The following is a 17486-nucleotide window of genomic DNA, read 5'->3' as shown; positions in this document are numbered from 1 at the left end:
TCAGTGTCCCGTCGTGGGGTTCGGTGCGGGCGCGGAAACCATCCACGCAGCCTGTCGTTTGTCGAGGAAAGCGCTCAAGCCCTCACGCGCTTCCGGCGTGGCGCGCAGCGTGGCGATGCGGCGGGCGGTGTCGTCCACCACGTCATCGGTCACCGGCTTGTTTGCCACTGCCCGGATCAGATCGGTCGCCGCCGCCTGCGCGTTCGGGCCACCGGCGAGCAAGGCCTCGACGATCGTCTCGATCTGCGGGTCCAGCCCGCCTTCGCTGTCGGTGACCTCGTGGACGAGGCCGATCTCGCGGGCGCGCGCCGCCGTGATGCGCTCGGCGGTCTGGAAGTAGCGATACGCCTGCCGCTCGCCGATGGCGCGGATCACATAGGGGCTGATGGCGGACGGGATGATCCCGAACTTGACCTCGGAGGTGGCGAACACCGCCCGGTCGCTCGCCACGCAGATGTCGCAGGCCGCCGCCAGCCCCATGCCGCCGCCAAGCGCCGCGCCGTGGACACGGGCGATCGTCGGCTTGGCCAAGGTGGACAGTGTGCGGAACAGCTCGGCGAGTCGGCGTGCGTCGGCGAGGTTCTCTTCGACGGACGCCGCGCCCTGGCGCTGCATCCACGTCAGGTCGGCGCCCGCCGAGAAGCTCTTGCCCTCGCCCGCCAGCACGATCACGCGCACGGCGGGGTCAGCATCCAGCGCCAGCAGCGTGGCGGTCAGCTCGGCGATCAGCGTTTCGTCGAAGGCGTTGTGGACGGCGGGCTTGGCCATCCAGACCCAGGCGACCGCGCGGCCGGGTTCGCCTCGGTGTTCGAGGCGCAAGGTGTGCAGGGTGTCGGTCATGGTGTCCCCCGGCTCACATGCGGAACAGGCCGAACTTCGTCGGCGCGATCGGCGCGTTCAGCGCCGCCGACAGCGACAGCCCGAGCGTGCGCCGCGTCTGCGCCGGATCGAGCACGCCGTCGTCCCACAGGCGGGCCGTCGCGTAGTAGGGATGGCCCTGATCCTCGTACTGCTGGCGGATCGGCGACTTGAACGCCGCTTCGTCGTCCGCCGACCACGCGCCGCCCTTGGCCTCGATGCCGTCGCGCTTGACAGTGGCGAGCACGCTGGCGGCCTGCTCGCCGCCCATCACGCTGATGCGCGAGTTCGGCCACATCCACAGGAAGCGCGGCGAATACGCCCGGCCGCACATGCCGTAGTTGCCGGCGCCGAACGAGCCGCCGATCAGCACCGTGAGCTTGGGCACCTGGGCGGTGGCGACGGCGGTGACCATCTTGGCGCCGTCCTTGGCGATGCCGGCGCTCTCGACCTTGCGGCCGACCATGAAGCCGGTGATGTTCTGCAGGAAGACCAGCGGGATGCCGCGCTGCGCGCACAGCTCGATGAAGTGCGCGCCCTTCTGGGCCGACTCGCCGAACAGGATGCCATTGTTGGCGATGATGCCGACCGGCATGCCGTGCAGGTAGGCGAAGCCGGTGATGAGCGTCGTGCCGTAGCGGGCCTTGAACTCGTCGAAGCGCGAGCCGTCCACCACGCGGGCGATGATCTCGCGCACGTCGTAGGGCTTGCGCGGATCGGCCGAGACGATGCCGTAGATCTCCTCGGGGTCGTAGAGCGGCGCCTCGCTCGGCGCCAGCACGACCGTGCTGGGCTTGCGGCGGTTCAGGTTGGCGACGATGCGGCGGCAGATGAACAGCGCGTGGCTGTCGTTCTCGGCCAGGTGGTCGGCCACGCCGGAGACGCGGGTGTGGACATCGCCGCCGCCGAGGTCTTCCGCGCTGACGACTTCGCCGGTGGCGGCCTTCACCAGCGGCGGGCCGCCCAGAAAGATCGTGCCCTGGTTCTTGACGATGATGGTCTCGTCGCTCATCGCCGGCACATACGCGCCGCCCGCCGTGCAGGAGCCCATGACGACGGCGATCTGCGCGATGCCCATCGCCGACATCGTGGCCTGGTTGAAGAAGATGCGGCCGAAGTGGTCACGGTCCGGGAAGACCTCGTCCTGCTTGGGCAGGAAGGCGCCGCCCGAATCGACGAGGTAGATGCACGGCAGGTGGTTCTGCATCGCGATCTCCTGCGCGCGCAGGTGCTTCTTGACCGTCATCGGGTAGTAGGTGCCGCCCTTCACCGTCGCGTCGTTGGCGACGATCATGCATTCCACGCCCTGCACCCGGCCGATGCCGGCGATCATCCCCGCCGCCGGCGCGTCGTTGTCGTACAGGCCGAGCGCGGCGAGCTGGCCGATTTCGAGGAAGGGCGTGCCGGGGTCGAGCAACTGGTCGACACGCTCACGCGGCAGCAGCTTGCCGCGCGCCGTGTGCTTGGCGCGGGCGGACTCGCCGCCGCCGAGGGCGACCCGGGCCGCCTGCACGCGCAGATCCTCGACCAGGGCTTTCATGTGGGCCGCGTTGGCGCGGAAGTCGTCCGAGCGCGGGTTGATCTTGCTTTGTAGGGCTTGCATGGTGTCGCTCGGTTCGGGCTCAGCAGGTCTCGCTGAACAGCTCGCGCCCGATCAGCATCCGGCGAATCTCGCTGGTGCCGGCGCCGATCTCGTAGAGCTTGGCGTCACGCCAGAGGCGGCCGGTGGGGTACTCGTTGGTGTAGCCGACGCCGCCGAGCGCCTGGATCGCCTCGCCCGCCATCCACGTCGCCTTCTCGGCGGTGTAGAGGATGACGCCGGCCGCGTCCTTGCGCAGCGTGCGGCTGTGGTCGCCGCGGTCGCAGGCGCCGGCCACCGCGTAGCCGTAGGCGCGGCAGGCCTGGAACGTGGAGTACATGTCGGCCAGCTTGCCCTGCATGAGCTGGAATTCGCCGATCGACTGGCCGAACTGCTTGCGCTCATGGACAAACGGCACCACCACGTCCAGACACGCCGCCATGATCCCCAGCGGCCCGCCCGACAGCACGATGCGCTCGTAGTCGAGGCCCGACATCAGCACCTTGGCGCCGTTGCCCTCGCCGCCGAGCACGTTTTCCTCGGGTACTTCGCAGTTGTCGAAGAACAGCGGCCAGGTGTTCGAGCCGCGCATGCCGAGCTTGTCGAGGTGGTGGCCGTGGGTGAAGCCGGCCATGCCCTTCTCGACGATGAAGGCCGTCATGCCGCGCGCGCCCATCTCCGGCTCGGTCTTGGCGTAGACGACCAGCGTGTCGGCGTCGCCGCCGTTGGTGATCCACATCTTCGAGCCGTTGAGCACGTAGCGGTCGCCGCGCTTCTCCGCCTTGAGCTTCATGCTCACCACGTCCGAGCCCGCGCCCGGCTCGCTCATCGCCAGCGCGCCGATGTGCTCGCCGCTGATGAGCTTGGGCAGGTATTTCTGCTTCTGGGCTTCGCTGCCGTTGCGCTTGAGCTGGTTGATGCACAGGTTCGAGTGCGCGCCGTAGCTCAAGCCCACCGAGGCGCTGGCGCGGCTGATCTCCTCCATCGCCACCATGTGGGCGACGTAGCCCATGCTCATGCCGCCGTATTCCTCTGCGACCGTCAGGCCGTGGACACCGAGGTCGCCGAGCTTCTTCCACAGCGCGTGCGGGAACAGGTTGTCGCGGTCGATGTCGGCGGCGCGCGGGGCGATCTCGTGCTGCGCGAAGTCGCGCACGGCTTCGCGCAGGGCGGCCACGTCGTCGCCGAGGGGGAACTGGAAGGTGGATTCGAACATGGGGGATTCCTGGGCTGGAAAGGGTTCAGACGGTCGGGTTCAGGCGGTCTTGTCTTCGGCACGCTGCAGGGCGTCGGCCATGGCGCGGCGCATCAGGTACTTCTGCACCTTGCCGGTGATGGTCATGGGCATCTCGGCGGCGTCCACGAAGCGGATGTGCCGGGGCACCTTGTAATGGGCGATCTGGTCGCGGCAGAACGCCTGGACCTCCTCGGCGGTGCAGGTCTCGCCCGGGCGCAGCACGATCCAGGCGCAGACCTCTTCGCCGTACTTCTTGTCCGGCACGCCGAAGACCTGCACCGACTGCACCTTCGGGTGGCGGAACAGGAACTCCTCGATCTCACGCGGGTAGACGTTCTCGCCGCCGCGGATCAGCATGTCCTTCACGCGGCCGACGATGTTGCAGTAGCCCTCGGCATCGAGCGTGGCAAGGTCGCCGGTGCGCATCCAGCCGCCGTCGACGATCGCCTCGCGGGTCTTGGCCTCGTCGCCCCAGTAGCCTTGCATCACGAGGTAGCCGCGGGTCCACAGCTCGCCGGGCGTGCCGACCGGGACGGTGTTGAACTCGGCATCGACCACCTTGGCCTCGACGTGCGGCTGGACCCGGCCGACGGTGGTCACGCGGCGGTCGAGCGGGTCATCAAAGCTGCTCTGGAACGACACCGGGCTGGTCTCGGTCATGCCGTAGGCGATGGTGATCTCGGCGAGGTGCATCTGTGCGACGACCTTCTTCATCGTCTCGATCGGGCACGGCGAGCCAGCCATGATCCCGGTACGCAGCCGGCTCAGGTCGAAGCAGGCGAACTCGGGATGGTCCAGCTCGGCGATGAACATCGTCGGCACGCCGTGCAGTGCGGTGCAGCCCTCGTCCGACACCGCCGACAGCGTCGCGCCCGCATCGAACACCTCACCCGGGAACACCATCGCCGCCCCCGTCGCCACGCAGGCCAGCACCGCCAGCACCATGCCGAAGCAGTGGTACAGCGGCACGGGGATGCAGAGCTTGTCGGCTTCGGTCAGGCGCATCGCCGCCGCGACCGCGATGGCGTTGTTGACGACGTTGTGGTGGGTGAGCGTGGCGCCCTTGGGGTGGCCGGTGGTGCCGCTGGTGAACTGGATGTTGATCGGGTCATGGCAGCCGAGCGTGGCCTCGATGGTGTCCAGCGCTGCGACATCGACCGCCTCCGGTGCGGCCAGCACGTCGGCGTAGCGCAGCATGCCCGCCGTCTCGCCCTCGCCCATGCGGAGGATGAAGTCGAGCGCCGGCAGCTTCGACGCCACCGTCTGCAGCATCGCCAGGTAGTCCGCCGTGCGCAGCCGCTCGGCGGCGATCACCGCCCGACAGCCGGCGAGCTGCAGCGCGTATTCCAGCTCCGAGAGCCGGTACGCCGGGTTGATGTTGACCAGCACGATCCCGATGCGCGCGGAGGCGAACTGCGTGACGAGCCACTCGACGCGGTTCGGTGACCAGATGCCCAAGCGGTCACCGCGGCGCAGCCCCAGCGCCAGCAGCCCCGCCGCCAGCCGATCGACCTCGACCGAGAACTGGCGCCACGTCCAGCGCACGCCCTGTTCGCGGAACACGACGGCCTCGCGGTCGCCGAAGCGTGTCACCGTCTCACGGAGCAAACCAGGAATGGTGCGCACGGACAGGGGCGGCTGCGCCGACCCACGGACATGGCTGAGGCCATGCAGCGGAAGCACTCCCAGATCTTGAGGCGTCATGTGTGTCTCCAGTCGGAACCGGTGACAATTATTGAGCTTTACTCAAAACTAGGGTTGCGGGTAAACCCTGGATGGCCTTGCATTCGTTGGTTGACCCAGCACAACCAGGAACCGTTCCAGCTACACGCTGAAGGCTATCCATCAAATTTGAGCATTACTCAATTCAATGCCGCCACAGCCCGTGCCAAGTCGTTCACCAGGTCCTCGACCGCCTCCAGACCCACAGCCAGACGCACCCACCCGCCTCGTCCCGCCAACCCAGGAAAGGTCAGCGCCCGGCTCACTGGACCGCCCCAGCCGTCATCCAGCCGGAAGGTCTTCAGCGCTGCGGCGAAGGTGTCGAGTCGGTCCGAGCCGCCGCCAGCATCGAACTGGAGCGTGACCAGACCGGCCGCCGATCCGCAGAGAGTCGCCCAGTGTGCATGGCCCAGCGAGTCCGGACTGGCCGGATGCCCCACGCTGGCAATCGCTGGCTGCGCTCGGCACCACTGCGCAATCTGCCGTGCCGCAGCGTCCTGCGCGGCATGGCGCAAGGCCAGCGAGGGCAAGGCCCGCAGCGCCGACTCGACCTCGTTCATGCCGACGCCCAGCCCCAGCCGCGTGTGGCCCCACAGCAGGCGCCGGTACAGCGCCTCATCGCGACAGGCCACCGATCCCAGACACGCCTGGCCGTCCGACACCTGCGGGCCCAGATCCTGGACCGACAGATCGACCGCCAGCCCCTCCCCGAGATCGAAGGCACAGAACGCAACTCCGGCGCCCCAGGTGTTGTCGAGCGCGACCAAGGCCCCCGGTGCCCGCTCGCGCACAGCATGCACCAATCCGCGCAGGTCCGGGAAGGCCAGCGTCATCGGATCGGGCGCGACCAGCCAGACCAGGCGCGTGGCCGGCGTCACCGCCTCGGCCAGCGAGGCGACGGACATCGGGTCATAGCCCCGGACGCCGACGCCCCAGCGAACCAGATCCTCCCGCGCAAACGCATGGCCGGCGGCGCCCAGACCCACAGAGGGAAGCACCACGGCATCCCCGGTCTGGAGCGCGACCACCTCGACCAGCGTGACCGCCGCCCGACCGCTCGGCGCGAGCAACACCCGGCGCGCACCTTCGAGCGTGGCCAGTCGCTCCTCCAGCACAAAGCTGGTCGGCGTGCCCTGCAGCCCGTAGGTGTAGCTGGTCTTGTCGATCCACCCGTCCGTGCGCGAAGCCGCCACGTTCGGGAAATACACCGTTGCCGCCTTGAATACCCCGGGCAACACACCGTCGAACCCCTCCGGTGGCCGGTAGGGGTGGTGGATCAGACGGGTGGTCAGCGCATCAGGCATGTTCAGCAGCAGCGCGCAGCAGGGCCATTTGGGTTTCTATTGCGAAATTGACCTGATCATTCAATGGTCTTCGATTTGCATGGCATGGCGTGCTGGCGCATTGTCAGCAGGTGTTCAAGTCGATTGGCTGGGAACAGCAGGCTCAGATTGGTGGATCTGACATCATGGGTACCGAACACCTTGTCCCAGAATCCCTGAATGCCATAGTTGACCCGGAAGCGGGTATGGTGGCGATCATGGAAATCAGACCCGATATAAAAAATCGACAAGGCGCTGTGCCCCTCGATGTTGTAGGCATTGCCTATCACCGACCATGCGCACAACTGCGTGATGTCGCGACCAAATACCAGGAACCAGGCCAGGTCTGTCAGAGACGTCAGCACATATTCCGACAAGCTCTTGTGCGAACTGACAAAGCTCGACGTGTCTCGAAACTCGTGGTGTTTCCTGTGGATCTTGAAAAGATTTTTTCGGTGCAGCCATCGATGCTGGACGTAAAACAGCAGGTCTGCCCTGCCGACAGGATGGCCCCCAGAAACCAGAAGAAATTGCGCCAAAAATCATTCCCATGATCAACCTGTCGGGTGACGGCGATCACCACCACGGCCGACAGAACAGCCTTGCATTCACCCAGGAGGATGCCGGAAAAGCTGAACGCAGGGTAAGGCTGATGCGGCACGGAATCCTTGCGGATACAGAACCTGTCGAACCAGTTCGGCCGGCTCTTGATGCCGCGCTCGACCAGCCACCCAAAAAGATAATGACTGGAGGATGTCAGGATCCAGTACACCAGAACCTGCTCCATGAAAGAAAGTTTTCGGCCCGCCAGCAGATATATAAAAACCTGCTGCAGCAAGGCGCAGGATAATGCGACCTTGCAGAAAAACTCAAGGTCCACCAGCAGAGACGCCAACTTCTTCAAGTTCATGCCAAGTTCTGTCTGCTATCTGGTGCGAAGGAGGTGAACGCTGAAATACTTCCGCTCATCAAGCCAGACCTTCTCGCCCGCCCAGCCAGCGTCCCAGGCGAGCTGGCGAAACTCGTCCGGCGTGTATTTGTAGGAATTCTCGGTGTGGATGGACTCGCCGGCCTGGAAGTCGAAGCTGTTGCCGTTGACGCGCACACGTTGGTCCTCGCGGCTGACCAGGTGCATCTCGATGCGGCCGAGCCGCTCGTTGTAGAAGGCGCGGTGCTCGAAGCGGTCCAGATCGATGTCGGAGGCCAGCTCCTTGCGCAGCCGCTCCAGCAGGTTCAGGTTGAAGGCGGCCGTGACGCCGGCGGGGTCGTTGTATGCGAGGTTCAGCACTTCAGCCGGCTTCTTCGTGTCGATGCCGATCAGCAGCCGACCGTCATCGCCCGCCTTGGTGCGCAGATCGCGCAGGAAGCGGATCGCCTCGCCGGGATCAAAGTTGCCCAGGCTGGAGCCCGGGTAGAAGAAGACGCGCCGCGGCATCGGGATCTCGGCCGGGAGCGTGTACGGCTGCGTGTGATCGACACAGACCGCATGCACCGTGAGCGCGGGGTACTCGCGCGCCAGCCGCTGCGCCGAGGCACGCAGGTGCTCGGCCGAGATGTCCATCGGCACATACATCGCCGGGCGTGCCCGGTCGAGCACGAAGCGCACCTTGACGCTGCTGCCGGCGCCGGGCTCGATCAGGTGGCAGCCATCTGCACCGATGCTGGCGAGGATGTCGTCCGCGTGGGTCTCGTAGATGCTGCGCTCCACTGTCGGCACGTAGTACTCGGGCTGGTCGCAGATCGCATCGAAGATCTTCGAGCCGACCTCGTCGTAGAAGAACTTCGGTGCGATCTGTTTCGGATGGGCCGACAGGCCGTCGAGGACGCTGTGGTGAAAATCAGCGAAGACGGGAGCGCAGTCGTGGAAGTGCAGAGGCATCGGAGGGATCCTTGAGCGTGGTGGATGGAAGGGCGAAGCGAAACCAGGCGAAACGAAGCGCGCAGTGCCTCAGGGCGTGCGGGCCAGGCGGATACCGGTGTAGGCCCAGCGATCCGGTGGGCAGAAGAAATTGCGGTAACTCGCACGCATGTGGTCGATGGAAGTGGCGCAGCAGCCCCCGCGCAGCACCATCTGGTTGCACATGAACTTGCCGTTGTATTCACCGGCCGAGCCTTCGAGGGGACGGAAACCCGGGTACGGCAGGTAGGCCGAGCCTGTCCAGGTCCACAGGTCACCCCACCACTGGCCATCGGGGCCTGCGGGCATCGGCTGCAGGAAACCCTGGTCGAAGAAGTTGCCCCGCAGTGGCTGGCGGGCTTGCACGACCTCGATCTCCGCCTCGGTGGGCAAACGGGCACCAGCCCAGCGGGCAAAGGCCTCGGCTTCGTAGTAGCTGACATGGCACACGGGCGCATGCACGTCCAGCTTGCGCCAGCCACCCAGCGTCATCTCCAGCCAACCGCCCTCGCCGTCGCGCACCCAATACAGCGGGTGCTGCCAGCCATGGCGGCGAATGTGCGCCCAGCCGTCGGACAACCACCAGCGGGCCTGGCTGTAACCCCCGGCCTCGATGAAGGCCAGGTACTCGCCGTTGGTCACCAGGCGATCGGCGAGCTGGTAGCCGTCCAGCCAGACGCGGTGACGCGGCGACTCGTTGTCGAAGGCGAACCCGCTGCCCGGCGCGTGGCCGATCTCGTGCAGACCCTCGCCCTGTTCGACCCAGCGCATCGGGACCGTGGCCTCGACCGTGTGCCGTGGCAGGTCCGCGCGGTAAACCGGGCGCAGCGGGTTGGCGGCGAAGTGCGCCTTGATGTCCATGCACAGCAGTTCCTGGTGCTGCTGCTCGTGGTGCAGACCGAGTTCGATGAAGCCTTCGATCGTGGTGTCGGGCTCGCGGTCGAGCCGGTCGAACAACGCCTCCATGCCCGCGTCGATGGCCCGGCGGTAACGGTAGACCTCCTCGACGGACGGACGCGCCAGCAGGCCGCGCTGGTCGCGCGGGTGGAACTGGCCGATCGACTCGTAGTAGGAGTTGAACAGCACGTCAAAGCCGGCGAAGCGGAGTTCGTGTCCCGGCAGGTGCGTGCGCAGCAGGAAGGTCTCGAAGAACCACGTCACGTGCGCGATGTGCCATTTCGGCGGACTGGCCTCCAGGCGGGACTGCGTCTGGTAGTCCTCGGTCAGCAACGGTGCACAGAGCGACTCGGTGACTGCACGGACCGCACGGTAGCGTCGGCGCAGTTCGGACGGGGTGAGGGCAAGACTGGGCATGGCTCAGGCCGGTCGAAGCCGCGACGGCGTCGGACGAATAGCCACGCGCGTGGCCGCCGGGACGTGACGCCCATCCAGCGGCAGCGCCATGCGCAGGCCCGCGCACATCAACCACTGTCTCAGCGGATTCCCAAAGTCAGTTGCATCCATGTGCCTCACCCAAAACGCCAAGAATTCCTGCTGTTCGTGACAATGATCATAGTCAAGTGTGTATTTTTAGCATTACGGGTACTATTTATTACAATCCACCCAGGTGAGTCCGCACGCTCCACCTCGAAACACTGCAGCCTGCCGGGCCACTAAGAGCGGCTAACACAACCTGCGCAGAGTCCGCAGACAGATGATGGAACAGGCCAGGGACAAAAGAGCCACATGGGTGGTGATGCTGCGCTCGAAGCGCACCCGGAGCTTGCCGAAGGCCGCCAGCCACGCATGCGTGCGCTCGACCACCCAGCGGTGACGGCCCAGACGCTCCTTGCTCTCGATGCCCTTGCGGGCGATGCGCACCCGGATGCCCCGCCGCCTGAGATGCTGGCGACAGCGTTTGCAGTCGTAGGCCTTGTCCGCATGGAGCTTGTCGGGCCAGCGCCGGGGCCTGCCGGGCTTGCCCTTGATCGCTGGCAGCGCATCGATCATCTCCTCGAACACCACCGAGTCATGCCGGTTCGCGCCCGTGACGCAGAACATCACCGGCGTGCCGTTGGCGTCAGTCAGCACATGGCGCTTGGAGCCGAGTTTGCCCCTGTCGGTCGGGTTCGGCCCAGTGTGCGGCCCCCCCGGGGGCTGGCCACGCTGGAGCCATCGATGCACATGCGGCTGTAGTCGAGCGCGTCGTTGCGCCTGAGATGCTCCAGCAGCAGCATGTGCAGCCCGTGCCACACACCCGCCTCGTGCCACTGCTGGAGTCGTCGCCAGCACGTCATGCCGCTGCCCCAGCCCAGCGCTTGAGGCAGCTCTTCCCATGGGATGCCCGTTCGCAGGACGTACACGATGCCGTTGAGCGCGAGTTCGTCGGCAATACGGGGGCGCCCTCCGCGAGGACTGGCGGGCTTGGGCTCTGGCAGCAGCGGGCGGATGTGTTCCCACAACTCCGCACTGATTTCTTGCTGTTTCATCCCCTCAGCATCGCTCGGATCTGACGTGACGGGTGTTTGGTTTTGTTAGCCGCTCTAAGATCGCCCCATGCGCAGCAGCCCCTCCCCCGACTCCAACGACTCCCGCAGCCCCCGGCGCCGCGCCCCGGCCAGCGCCAAGTCCGAGCAACGCATTCGCGACCTGCTGCGCGTGGGCCGCGAGGTGTTCGCGGAAAAAGGCTACGAGCACGCCACCACCACCGAGATCGCCCAGCGCCTGGGCATCAGCGAGGCCACCGTCTTCACCTACTTCCGCGGCAAGCGGGAGCTGTGCGTGCGGGTCATCAGCGACTGGTACGACGAGATCATCGCGACGATGGAAGCCGGCCTGCCGCGCGAGCAACCCATCCGGGCTCAGCTGCATTACCTGATCCAGACGCACCTGCGGCTGTTCCTGGTGCAGGGCACCGGGCTGTGTGCGCTGGTGCTGTCGGAGGGGCGATCGAAGGGGCAGGCGCTGGGCGAGAGCTTCCTGCCGCTGCAGCGCCGCTACACCGCGCCGCTGATGGACCTGCTGGCGCGCGGGCAGGCCTCGGGCGAGCTGCGGCGCGACGTGCCGCTGCGGCTGCTGCGCTCGATGGTGCTCGGGCCGATGGAGCACATCCTGTGGGAGGTCATCGCGCAGGACAAGCCGACCGACATCGACGCGGTCTCGGCCGATCTGGTGGCGCTGCTGTGGTCGGCGCTGCAGGCGCCGAGCGAGGAGCTGGCGGGGCTGCGCCGGCTGCGGGCGGAGGTCGCGGATGCCCTCCAGCGCACGCCAGGCTGAGCGCACGGCGCGGCGCCGGCTGCGCCGGGGGCTGGCTTATGCGTGGGTCGCGCCGGTGACGCTGGTCGGGCTGGTGCTCGCGCTGGTGGCGCTGCTGGGCGGCGCGCGGGCGCACTGGGTGGAGGCACAGCTCGAAGTCGCCGGCGCGCACCGGCTGCGGGCGGTCGGGCGCTGGCCGCACATCCGCCACTTCGGCGCGATCACGCTCGGCCACGTCATCCTCGGCCGCGACGATGCCACGCTGCGGCGCTGGCGGCGCCACGAGCAGGTGCATGTGCGGCAGTACGAGCGCTGGGGCCTGCTGTTCTGGCCGCTCTATCTGGCGGCCAGCGGCTGGTGCTGGCTGCGAGGCCGGGACGCCTACCTCGACAACCCGTTCGAGATCGAGGCCCGCCAGACGGACGGCTCCTGAACGGTGGACCGCCGCCGAGGACCACCGGGCGAGGCCAGCAGCCGCTCCAGCCCCCACCCGGTCAGCAGCGCCAGCCCCCACGCCACCAGCAAGCCGACAAGGTGCATCGCCGGCGAGGCCGGCCACAGGCGGTAGACCAGCGCGCCCACCACCAGCATCACCGGGTAGTGGAGCAGGAAGACGGTGTAGGAAATCCGGGACAGGAAGGCCAGCAGCCGCTGCAGCGGCCCCACACAGAGCCAGCGCCAGGTGCGGCCGAGATCCAGCGCCAGCACCAGCGCCACGGTGCCCGCCAGTGCCAGCCGGCTGCGCCACTCCACCAGCAGCGCCAGCCCGGTCAGCCCCACGATGAGCGCGGACCACCACACGCGGTGGGCGGTTGCCTGCGCCCACTGCGCCAGGATGCCCAGACCGTAGGCGCCGAAAAAATAGAGGGCCCAGACGTCGAGTGTCCGGTCACGGTTGAACACCAGCAGCGCACCCGCGGTCAGCAGCAGCACGGCCAGCGCCGTGGCAGCCCCCCGCCATGCCCCGCCGCCCGCCAGGACGGCCCGCCCCGCACACAGCAGCGCCAGCATCGTGTAGAGCTGCAGGTCGATCGCGACATACCAGAACCCGGCCGACAGCGCCTGCTCGCCCAGCACGTCCTGCAGCATCAGCGCGTTGGCGATGAACTGCCCGGCGGTCGGTGCTTCGGGGATGCCCGGGGACGCGCCCAGCTGCCGCGCGAACAGCGCACAGGCCACCGCCGCCAGCAAGGCCACCGCATAGGGCGGCACCAGGCGCTGCAACCGGCGCATCAGCGCGCCGGGCAAGGCCGCGGGAAAGCGACCAGCCGGGGCATCCGGGGTGGGCAGCAGGCCCCGGGCGGCGAGAAATCCGCCGATCACCAGGAAGACCTGCACGGCCAGCCGGGCCTGGTCGACCAGCCATTCCTGCAGGTCGCCCGCGCGCACGCCAACGACATCGGACATCGGCCAATAGAGCGCCAAGTGGTGCAGGACGATGAGTTGGGAGGCGACTGCCTTGCCCAGATCGACCATCGGCAGCGATGGTCCGGGACGGTTCCGAGGAGAAAACTGCATCGCCGGCATCCTAGCCGGCGACGCTTGTGCGGAGGTTATCTCAGGCGAACGAGCGGACCGGCCGCGTGTGGCGGGGCCGGCGGCGCAGACCAGCGCACAGGCTCCAGCGGGCACGACCGTGGCGGGCCCGGGTGTCGACACGTTCGGCCGTGCAGGTGATCAGCCAGGCGTTGGCCCCGATGGTCCGGACGGGGACCACGGGGCGTTCGCGGGCGGATGATGGGAATGCGGACATGCACTGACTCCTGTAGCAGAACCGAACGCGATGCAGACAACTGCTTGCGACTTCTTTCAGTTCAGGCCAGGAAGTCTGCCGGAGCCGAGCGGCGAACACCACCACGCGCGCCCCCTCGGTCACGGGCCGAGGGGACAGGTCAACGTGCAGATGACGCGCTTTGAAGCGTGTAGATGACACGATCCCCCCGGTTCCCTGGATAAGCGATTCACGCCCGCCGGTTGCGCCTCCCAGAATGAATTTCAGCAAAGAGGCCACCACACATGACCCGCAAGAACAGCACCCACCCCTTCCGCATTTGTAACTTCGCCCGCTGGATCGGCGCCACGCTGCTGCTGGGCCTGTTGAGCGCCTGCAACCTGGGTGGCGACGAGGATTCCGTCCAGGCCACCACCAGCGTGCTGCTCGCCACCAGCAGCGCCAGCCCTGCGCCGACGGCCACCTCGGTGGCAACGAGCACCCAGACACCCGCCACCACCTGCAGCATCACCGCCTTCCAGGCCGCGGTCGTGGCGGAGGTCAACCGCCGCCGCGCCAGCGCCCAGTCCTGCGGCAGCCGGGGCGGCTTCGCGGCCACGGGCAGCCTGCGCTGGAGCGACCCCCTGTTCCGCGCCGCGGCGGGCCACGCCAAGGACATGGTGGCGAACCAGTTCTTCGCGCACACCGGCAGCGACGGCAGCAGCGTCAGCGCCCGGATCAACGCGATCGGCTATGCCTGGGCCAGCGTCGGCGAGAACATCGCCGCCGGCCAGCCCACGGTGGCCCGTGTCGTCGAGGCCTGGATGGCCAGCGACGGCCACTGCGCGAACCTGATGAACCCGGCGATGGAGGAGTTCGCCGTGGCCTGCGTCTACAACACGGCCAACCGTTCGAACTACTGGGTGATGGAGCTGGCGAAGCCGCGGTGAACGGCTGCGCACGGAGGTTCGATGTTCGGATGGGCATCGAATGCCGGCACGTGGGACGCTCGGGGCGCTGCGCTGGCAACCCGTACGCACCGAACTGCATCGGTGCGCAGGATTCGTTTCCGCGACGATTGCCTCGGATCTGGTCACGCCAGTGTGCAGAATGCCCGCCTGGAAACCGCGCACTTCGCGGCGATGGGCAACGGGCGATCACGCCTCCCATGACCACCCAGGCCGCCTCGAAGCGGCCGACCACAAGGGACTTCCCACATGATCACTGGCGAACTTCGCAACCAGGTCGATTCGATCTGGAACGCTTTCTGGTCCGGCGGCATCGCCAACCCGATCGAGGTGCTCGAACAGATCACCTACCTGCTGTTCATGCGCCGACTGGACGACGCCCAAACGGCCGAGGAGAACAAGGCGATTCGCACGGGCAAGCCGATCGAGCGGCCGATCTTTCCGTTTGGCAAGGATGCGCTCGGGCGAGACAACGGCGCGCTGCGCTGGTCGCGCTTCAAGCACTTCGCCCCGGCCGAGATGTTCAGCGTGGTCGGCGAGCGGGTGTTTCCCTTCCTGCGCAACCTGGGCGGGGAAGGCTCGACGCTGGCGCACCACATGAAGGACGCGCGGTTCACGATCCCGACACCGGCGCTGCTGGCCAAGGTGGTGGACCTGCTCGACGGGGTGCCGATGGACGACCGGGACACCAAGGGCGACCTGTACGAGTACATGCTCGGCAAGATCGCCAGCGCGGGGCAGAACGGCCAGTTCCGCACGCCGCGGCACCTGATCCGGCTGATGGTGGAGATGAGCCGGCCGACGCCGAAGGACGTGGTCTGTGACCCGGCGAGCGGGAGTTGCGGGTTTCTGGTGGTGGCGGGCGAGGTGCTGCGGGAGCGGCATCCGGAGATCTTCCGAGATGCGGCGCTGCGGCGGCATTTTCACCACGGCATGTTCCACGGCTACGACTTCGACAACACGATGCTGCGGATCGGCAGCATGAACATGGCGCTGCACGGGGTGGACAACCCGGACATTCGCTACAAGGATTCGCTGGCGCAGGACCATGCGGGGGACGAGGAGGCGTATTCGCTGATCCTGGCGAATCCGCCGTTCGCGGGGTCGCTGGACTACGAGAATACGGCCAAGGATCTGCTGGACATCGTCAAGACGAAGAAGACGGAGCTGCTGTTTCTGGCGCTGTTCCTGCGGTTGCTGAAGCCGGGGGGGCGGGCGGCGGTGATCGTGCCGGATGGGGTGTTGTTCGGGTCGAGCAAGGCGCACAAGGAGTTGCGGGCGTTGCTGGTGGAGGGGCACAAGCTGGACGGGGTGGTGTCGCTGCCGTCGGGGGTGTTCAAGCCGTATGCGGGGGTGAGCACGGCGATCCTGTTCTTCACGAAGACGAATTCGGGCGGGACGGATCGGGTCTGGTTCTATGACATGCAGGCCGATGGCTGGAGCCTGGACGACAAGCGCCAGCCGCTGCTGGCCGAGGACCGGCTGGGGACGGCGCCGGTGGTGGCGCTGACCGAGGCCGAGCACGCGAAGAACAACCTGCCCGACGTGCTGACCCGCTGGGCGCAGCGCGACGGCACGGAACGCACTCGGCCACGCACGGCGCAGAGTTTCTGTGTGCCGAAGGCGGAGATTGCGGCGCAGGGTTATGACTTGTCGATCAATCGGTACAAGGAAGTGGTTCATGCGGCGGTGACGCATGACACGCCGAAGGAAATATTGGCAAGGCTATCGAATTTGGAGTCTGAAATTCAGAATGGGATGAAGGCGCTGGAGGCAATGTTTTGAATTCGCCGACCATGACTAACGTTGGTGCCGTCCTCAAGGCAATAATATCTGGCAAGAGCGTCAAAACACTTGAGCGGCCAGTTTCTGGTACAGAGTTTGGAATATTGAAAGTCAGCGCGGTCACTTGGGGGGAATTTCGTCCCAATGAAAACAAGGCAATGCCGCCCGAATACGATCCAGGTGACTGCCCGCGTGCGATGAACGGGGACATCCTGATTTCCCGAGCGAATACTCGTGAGCTGGTCGGTGCGCCTGTGATGGTCAAAGGCGATCATCCACACCTTCTTTTGTCCGACAAGTTACTAAAACTGATTCCTGACGAGTCGGTCATTTCACGTCGATACCTTGTATTGGCCCTTCGCTCACCCGCAGCCAAACAGCATTTTTCTCAATGTGCTGGCGGGTCAAGCGGCTCGATGACCAACATCACGCAGTCAGACATCCGTTCGACGCCAATTCCTCTCCCGTTGCTCACAGAACAACGCCGCATCGCCGCCATCCTCGACCAAGCCGATGCGCTCAGAGCCAAGCGCCGGGAAGCCTTGGCGGAGTTGGAGGGGCTGGCGCAGGCGATCTTTGTGGAGATGTTTGGGGATCCGCACAAAAACCCGAAGGGCTGGGACTGCCTCCCCATTGAAGAGATCGCCAATGTGGTAACAGGGAACACGCCACCACGCGATCGCCCCGAATATTATGGGTTCGATATTGATTGGATAAAGTCGGACAATATCAATAACCCATCCTATTACTTGACGAGATCCAGCGAAAAATTATCCGAACTAGGAAAAAAGGTCGGGCGGGTTGTTCCTGCCGGATCTGTCTTGGTAACCTGCATCGCAGGCAGCCCAGAATGCATTGGAAATTCCGGGATGGCGAACAGAGAAGTTGCATTCAACCAGCAAATCAATGCACTGGTACCGAAGACGATTGATCCTCATTTTCTTTACGGTTTAGTTCGCGCAAGCAAGAAGTTAATTCAAGCCGCATCAACGAACGGCATGAAGGGGATGGTCAGCAAATCAAAACTTGAAGCCGTTCGCCTAATAGTTCCGCCAATGGACTTACAGAAATCGTTTTCGATCCGTACCCAAGCCCTCGAATCCCTCAAGGCCACCCACCGCGCCGCCCTGACCGAACTCGACGCCCTGTTCGCCTCGCTCCAGCACCGCGCCTTTCGCGGCGAACTCTGACCCACGAGAAGAGACCACCGCC

17 protein-coding genes are annotated in these 17486 nt (G+C 66.1%); 5 read left to right on the top strand and 12 right to left on the bottom strand.

What is annotated here, in order from left to right; translation table 11 throughout:
• The 10 genes from U5O44_RS21150 to U5O44_RS21105 form a co-directional block, all read right to left on the bottom strand.
• Positions 1-840 carry an enoyl-CoA hydratase/isomerase family protein gene (locus U5O44_RS21150; protein ID WP_322590346.1) on the bottom strand — a complete coding sequence of 280 codons (840 nt, stop codon included), beginning with the start codon at positions 838-840 and terminating at the stop codon, positions 1-3.
• A 13-nt stretch (positions 841-853) separates the two neighbouring features.
• Complete coding sequence (locus U5O44_RS21145; protein WP_322590345.1) at positions 854-2461, bottom strand: carboxyl transferase domain-containing protein; 1608 nt, start codon at positions 2459-2461, stop codon at positions 854-856.
• A 19-nt stretch (positions 2462-2480) separates the two neighbouring features.
• Positions 2481-3653 (bottom strand): isovaleryl-CoA dehydrogenase, encoded by a 1173-nt coding sequence (locus U5O44_RS21140; protein WP_322590344.1) that lies wholly within the window; start codon positions 3651-3653, stop codon positions 2481-2483.
• A gap of 39 nt (positions 3654-3692) precedes the next feature.
• Positions 3693-5390, bottom strand: a complete 1698-nt coding sequence (locus U5O44_RS21135; protein ID WP_416222227.1) for an AMP-binding protein — start codon at positions 5388-5390, stop codon at positions 3693-3695.
• Between the two features lie 146 nt (positions 5391-5536).
• The gene (locus U5O44_RS21130; protein ID WP_322590342.1) at positions 5537-6700 is read right to left on the bottom strand and encodes a PLP-dependent transferase; all 1164 of its coding nucleotides are present in this window, start codon (positions 6698-6700) and stop codon (positions 5537-5539) included.
• 56 nt (positions 6701-6756) lie between these two features.
• Positions 6757-7155: a sterol desaturase family protein gene (locus U5O44_RS21125; RefSeq protein WP_322590551.1), complete on the bottom strand. Its 399-nt coding sequence runs from the start codon at positions 7153-7155 to the stop codon at positions 6757-6759.
• Entirely contained in the window at positions 7077-7628 is a 552-nt protein-coding gene (locus U5O44_RS21120) for a hypothetical protein (RefSeq protein ID WP_322590555.1), read from the bottom strand. The genes U5O44_RS21125 and U5O44_RS21120 overlap by 79 nt, the downstream gene beginning before the upstream one ends.
• 15 nt (positions 7629-7643) lie before the next feature.
• The gene (egtD, locus tag U5O44_RS21115) at positions 7644-8597 is read right to left on the bottom strand and encodes an L-histidine N(alpha)-methyltransferase (RefSeq protein WP_322590341.1); all 954 of its coding nucleotides are present in this window, start codon (positions 8595-8597) and stop codon (positions 7644-7646) included.
• Between the two features lie 69 nt (positions 8598-8666).
• The gene (gene egtB / locus U5O44_RS21110) at positions 8667-9929 is read right to left on the bottom strand and encodes an ergothioneine biosynthesis protein EgtB (RefSeq protein ID WP_322590340.1); all 1263 of its coding nucleotides are present in this window, start codon (positions 9927-9929) and stop codon (positions 8667-8669) included.
• Between the two features lie 309 nt (positions 9930-10238).
• Positions 10239-11044 (bottom strand): IS5 family transposase gene (locus U5O44_RS21105; RefSeq protein WP_322587122.1). Its coding sequence is split into 2 segments (ribosomal slippage): positions 10239-10714 and positions 10714-11044, totalling 807 coding nucleotides; the frame shifts between segments, so codons are not numbered across the junction.
• A gap of 67 nt (positions 11045-11111) precedes the next feature.
• On the opposite strand from U5O44_RS21105, the gene U5O44_RS21100 reads away from it, so the two are divergent.
• Both U5O44_RS21100 and U5O44_RS21095 read left to right on the top strand, forming a co-directional pair.
• Positions 11112-11831: a TetR/AcrR family transcriptional regulator gene (locus tag U5O44_RS21100; protein ID WP_322590339.1), complete on the top strand. Its 720-nt coding sequence runs from the start codon at positions 11112-11114 to the stop codon at positions 11829-11831.
• The gene (locus U5O44_RS21095; RefSeq protein ID WP_322590338.1) at positions 11806-12243 is read left to right on the top strand and encodes a signal peptide prediction; all 438 of its coding nucleotides are present in this window, start codon (positions 11806-11808) and stop codon (positions 12241-12243) included. Before U5O44_RS21100 ends, U5O44_RS21095 begins: the two co-directional genes overlap by 26 nt.
• Here U5O44_RS21095 and U5O44_RS21090 read toward each other — a convergent pair.
• Both U5O44_RS21090 and U5O44_RS21085 read right to left on the bottom strand, forming a co-directional pair.
• Positions 12192-13328, bottom strand: a complete 1137-nt coding sequence (locus U5O44_RS21090; protein WP_322590337.1) for an acyltransferase family protein — start codon at positions 13326-13328, stop codon at positions 12192-12194. The two genes, U5O44_RS21095 and U5O44_RS21090, sit on opposite strands and share 52 nt — an antisense overlap.
• A 40-nt stretch (positions 13329-13368) precedes the next feature.
• Positions 13369-13563 (bottom strand): hypothetical protein, encoded by a 195-nt coding sequence (locus U5O44_RS21085; RefSeq protein ID WP_322590336.1) that lies wholly within the window; start codon positions 13561-13563, stop codon positions 13369-13371.
• Between the two features lie 263 nt (positions 13564-13826).
• On the opposite strand from U5O44_RS21085, the gene U5O44_RS21080 reads away from it, so the two are divergent.
• The 3 genes from U5O44_RS21080 (at position 13827) to U5O44_RS21070 (ending at position 17464) form a co-directional block, all read left to right on the top strand.
• The gene (locus U5O44_RS21080; protein ID WP_322590335.1) at positions 13827-14471 is read left to right on the top strand and encodes a CAP domain-containing protein; all 645 of its coding nucleotides are present in this window, start codon (positions 13827-13829) and stop codon (positions 14469-14471) included.
• 267 nt (positions 14472-14738) lie between these two features.
• Positions 14739-16274: a type I restriction-modification system subunit M gene (locus U5O44_RS21075; RefSeq protein WP_322590334.1), complete on the top strand. Its 1536-nt coding sequence runs from the start codon at positions 14739-14741 to the stop codon at positions 16272-16274.
• Positions 16275-16285: 11 nt separating this feature from the next.
• Positions 16286-17464 carry a restriction endonuclease subunit S gene (locus U5O44_RS21070; protein WP_322590333.1) on the top strand — a complete coding sequence of 393 codons (1179 nt, stop codon included), beginning with the start codon at positions 16286-16288 and terminating at the stop codon, positions 17462-17464.
• Positions 17465-17486 lie beyond the last annotated feature (22 nt).

It is taken from the genome of Sphaerotilus sp., assembly GCF_034519685.1.
Taxonomy (GTDB): Bacteria; Pseudomonadota; Gammaproteobacteria; order Burkholderiales; family Burkholderiaceae_C; genus Sphaerotilus.
This window is presented reverse-complemented; position numbering and strand designations above follow the sequence as displayed.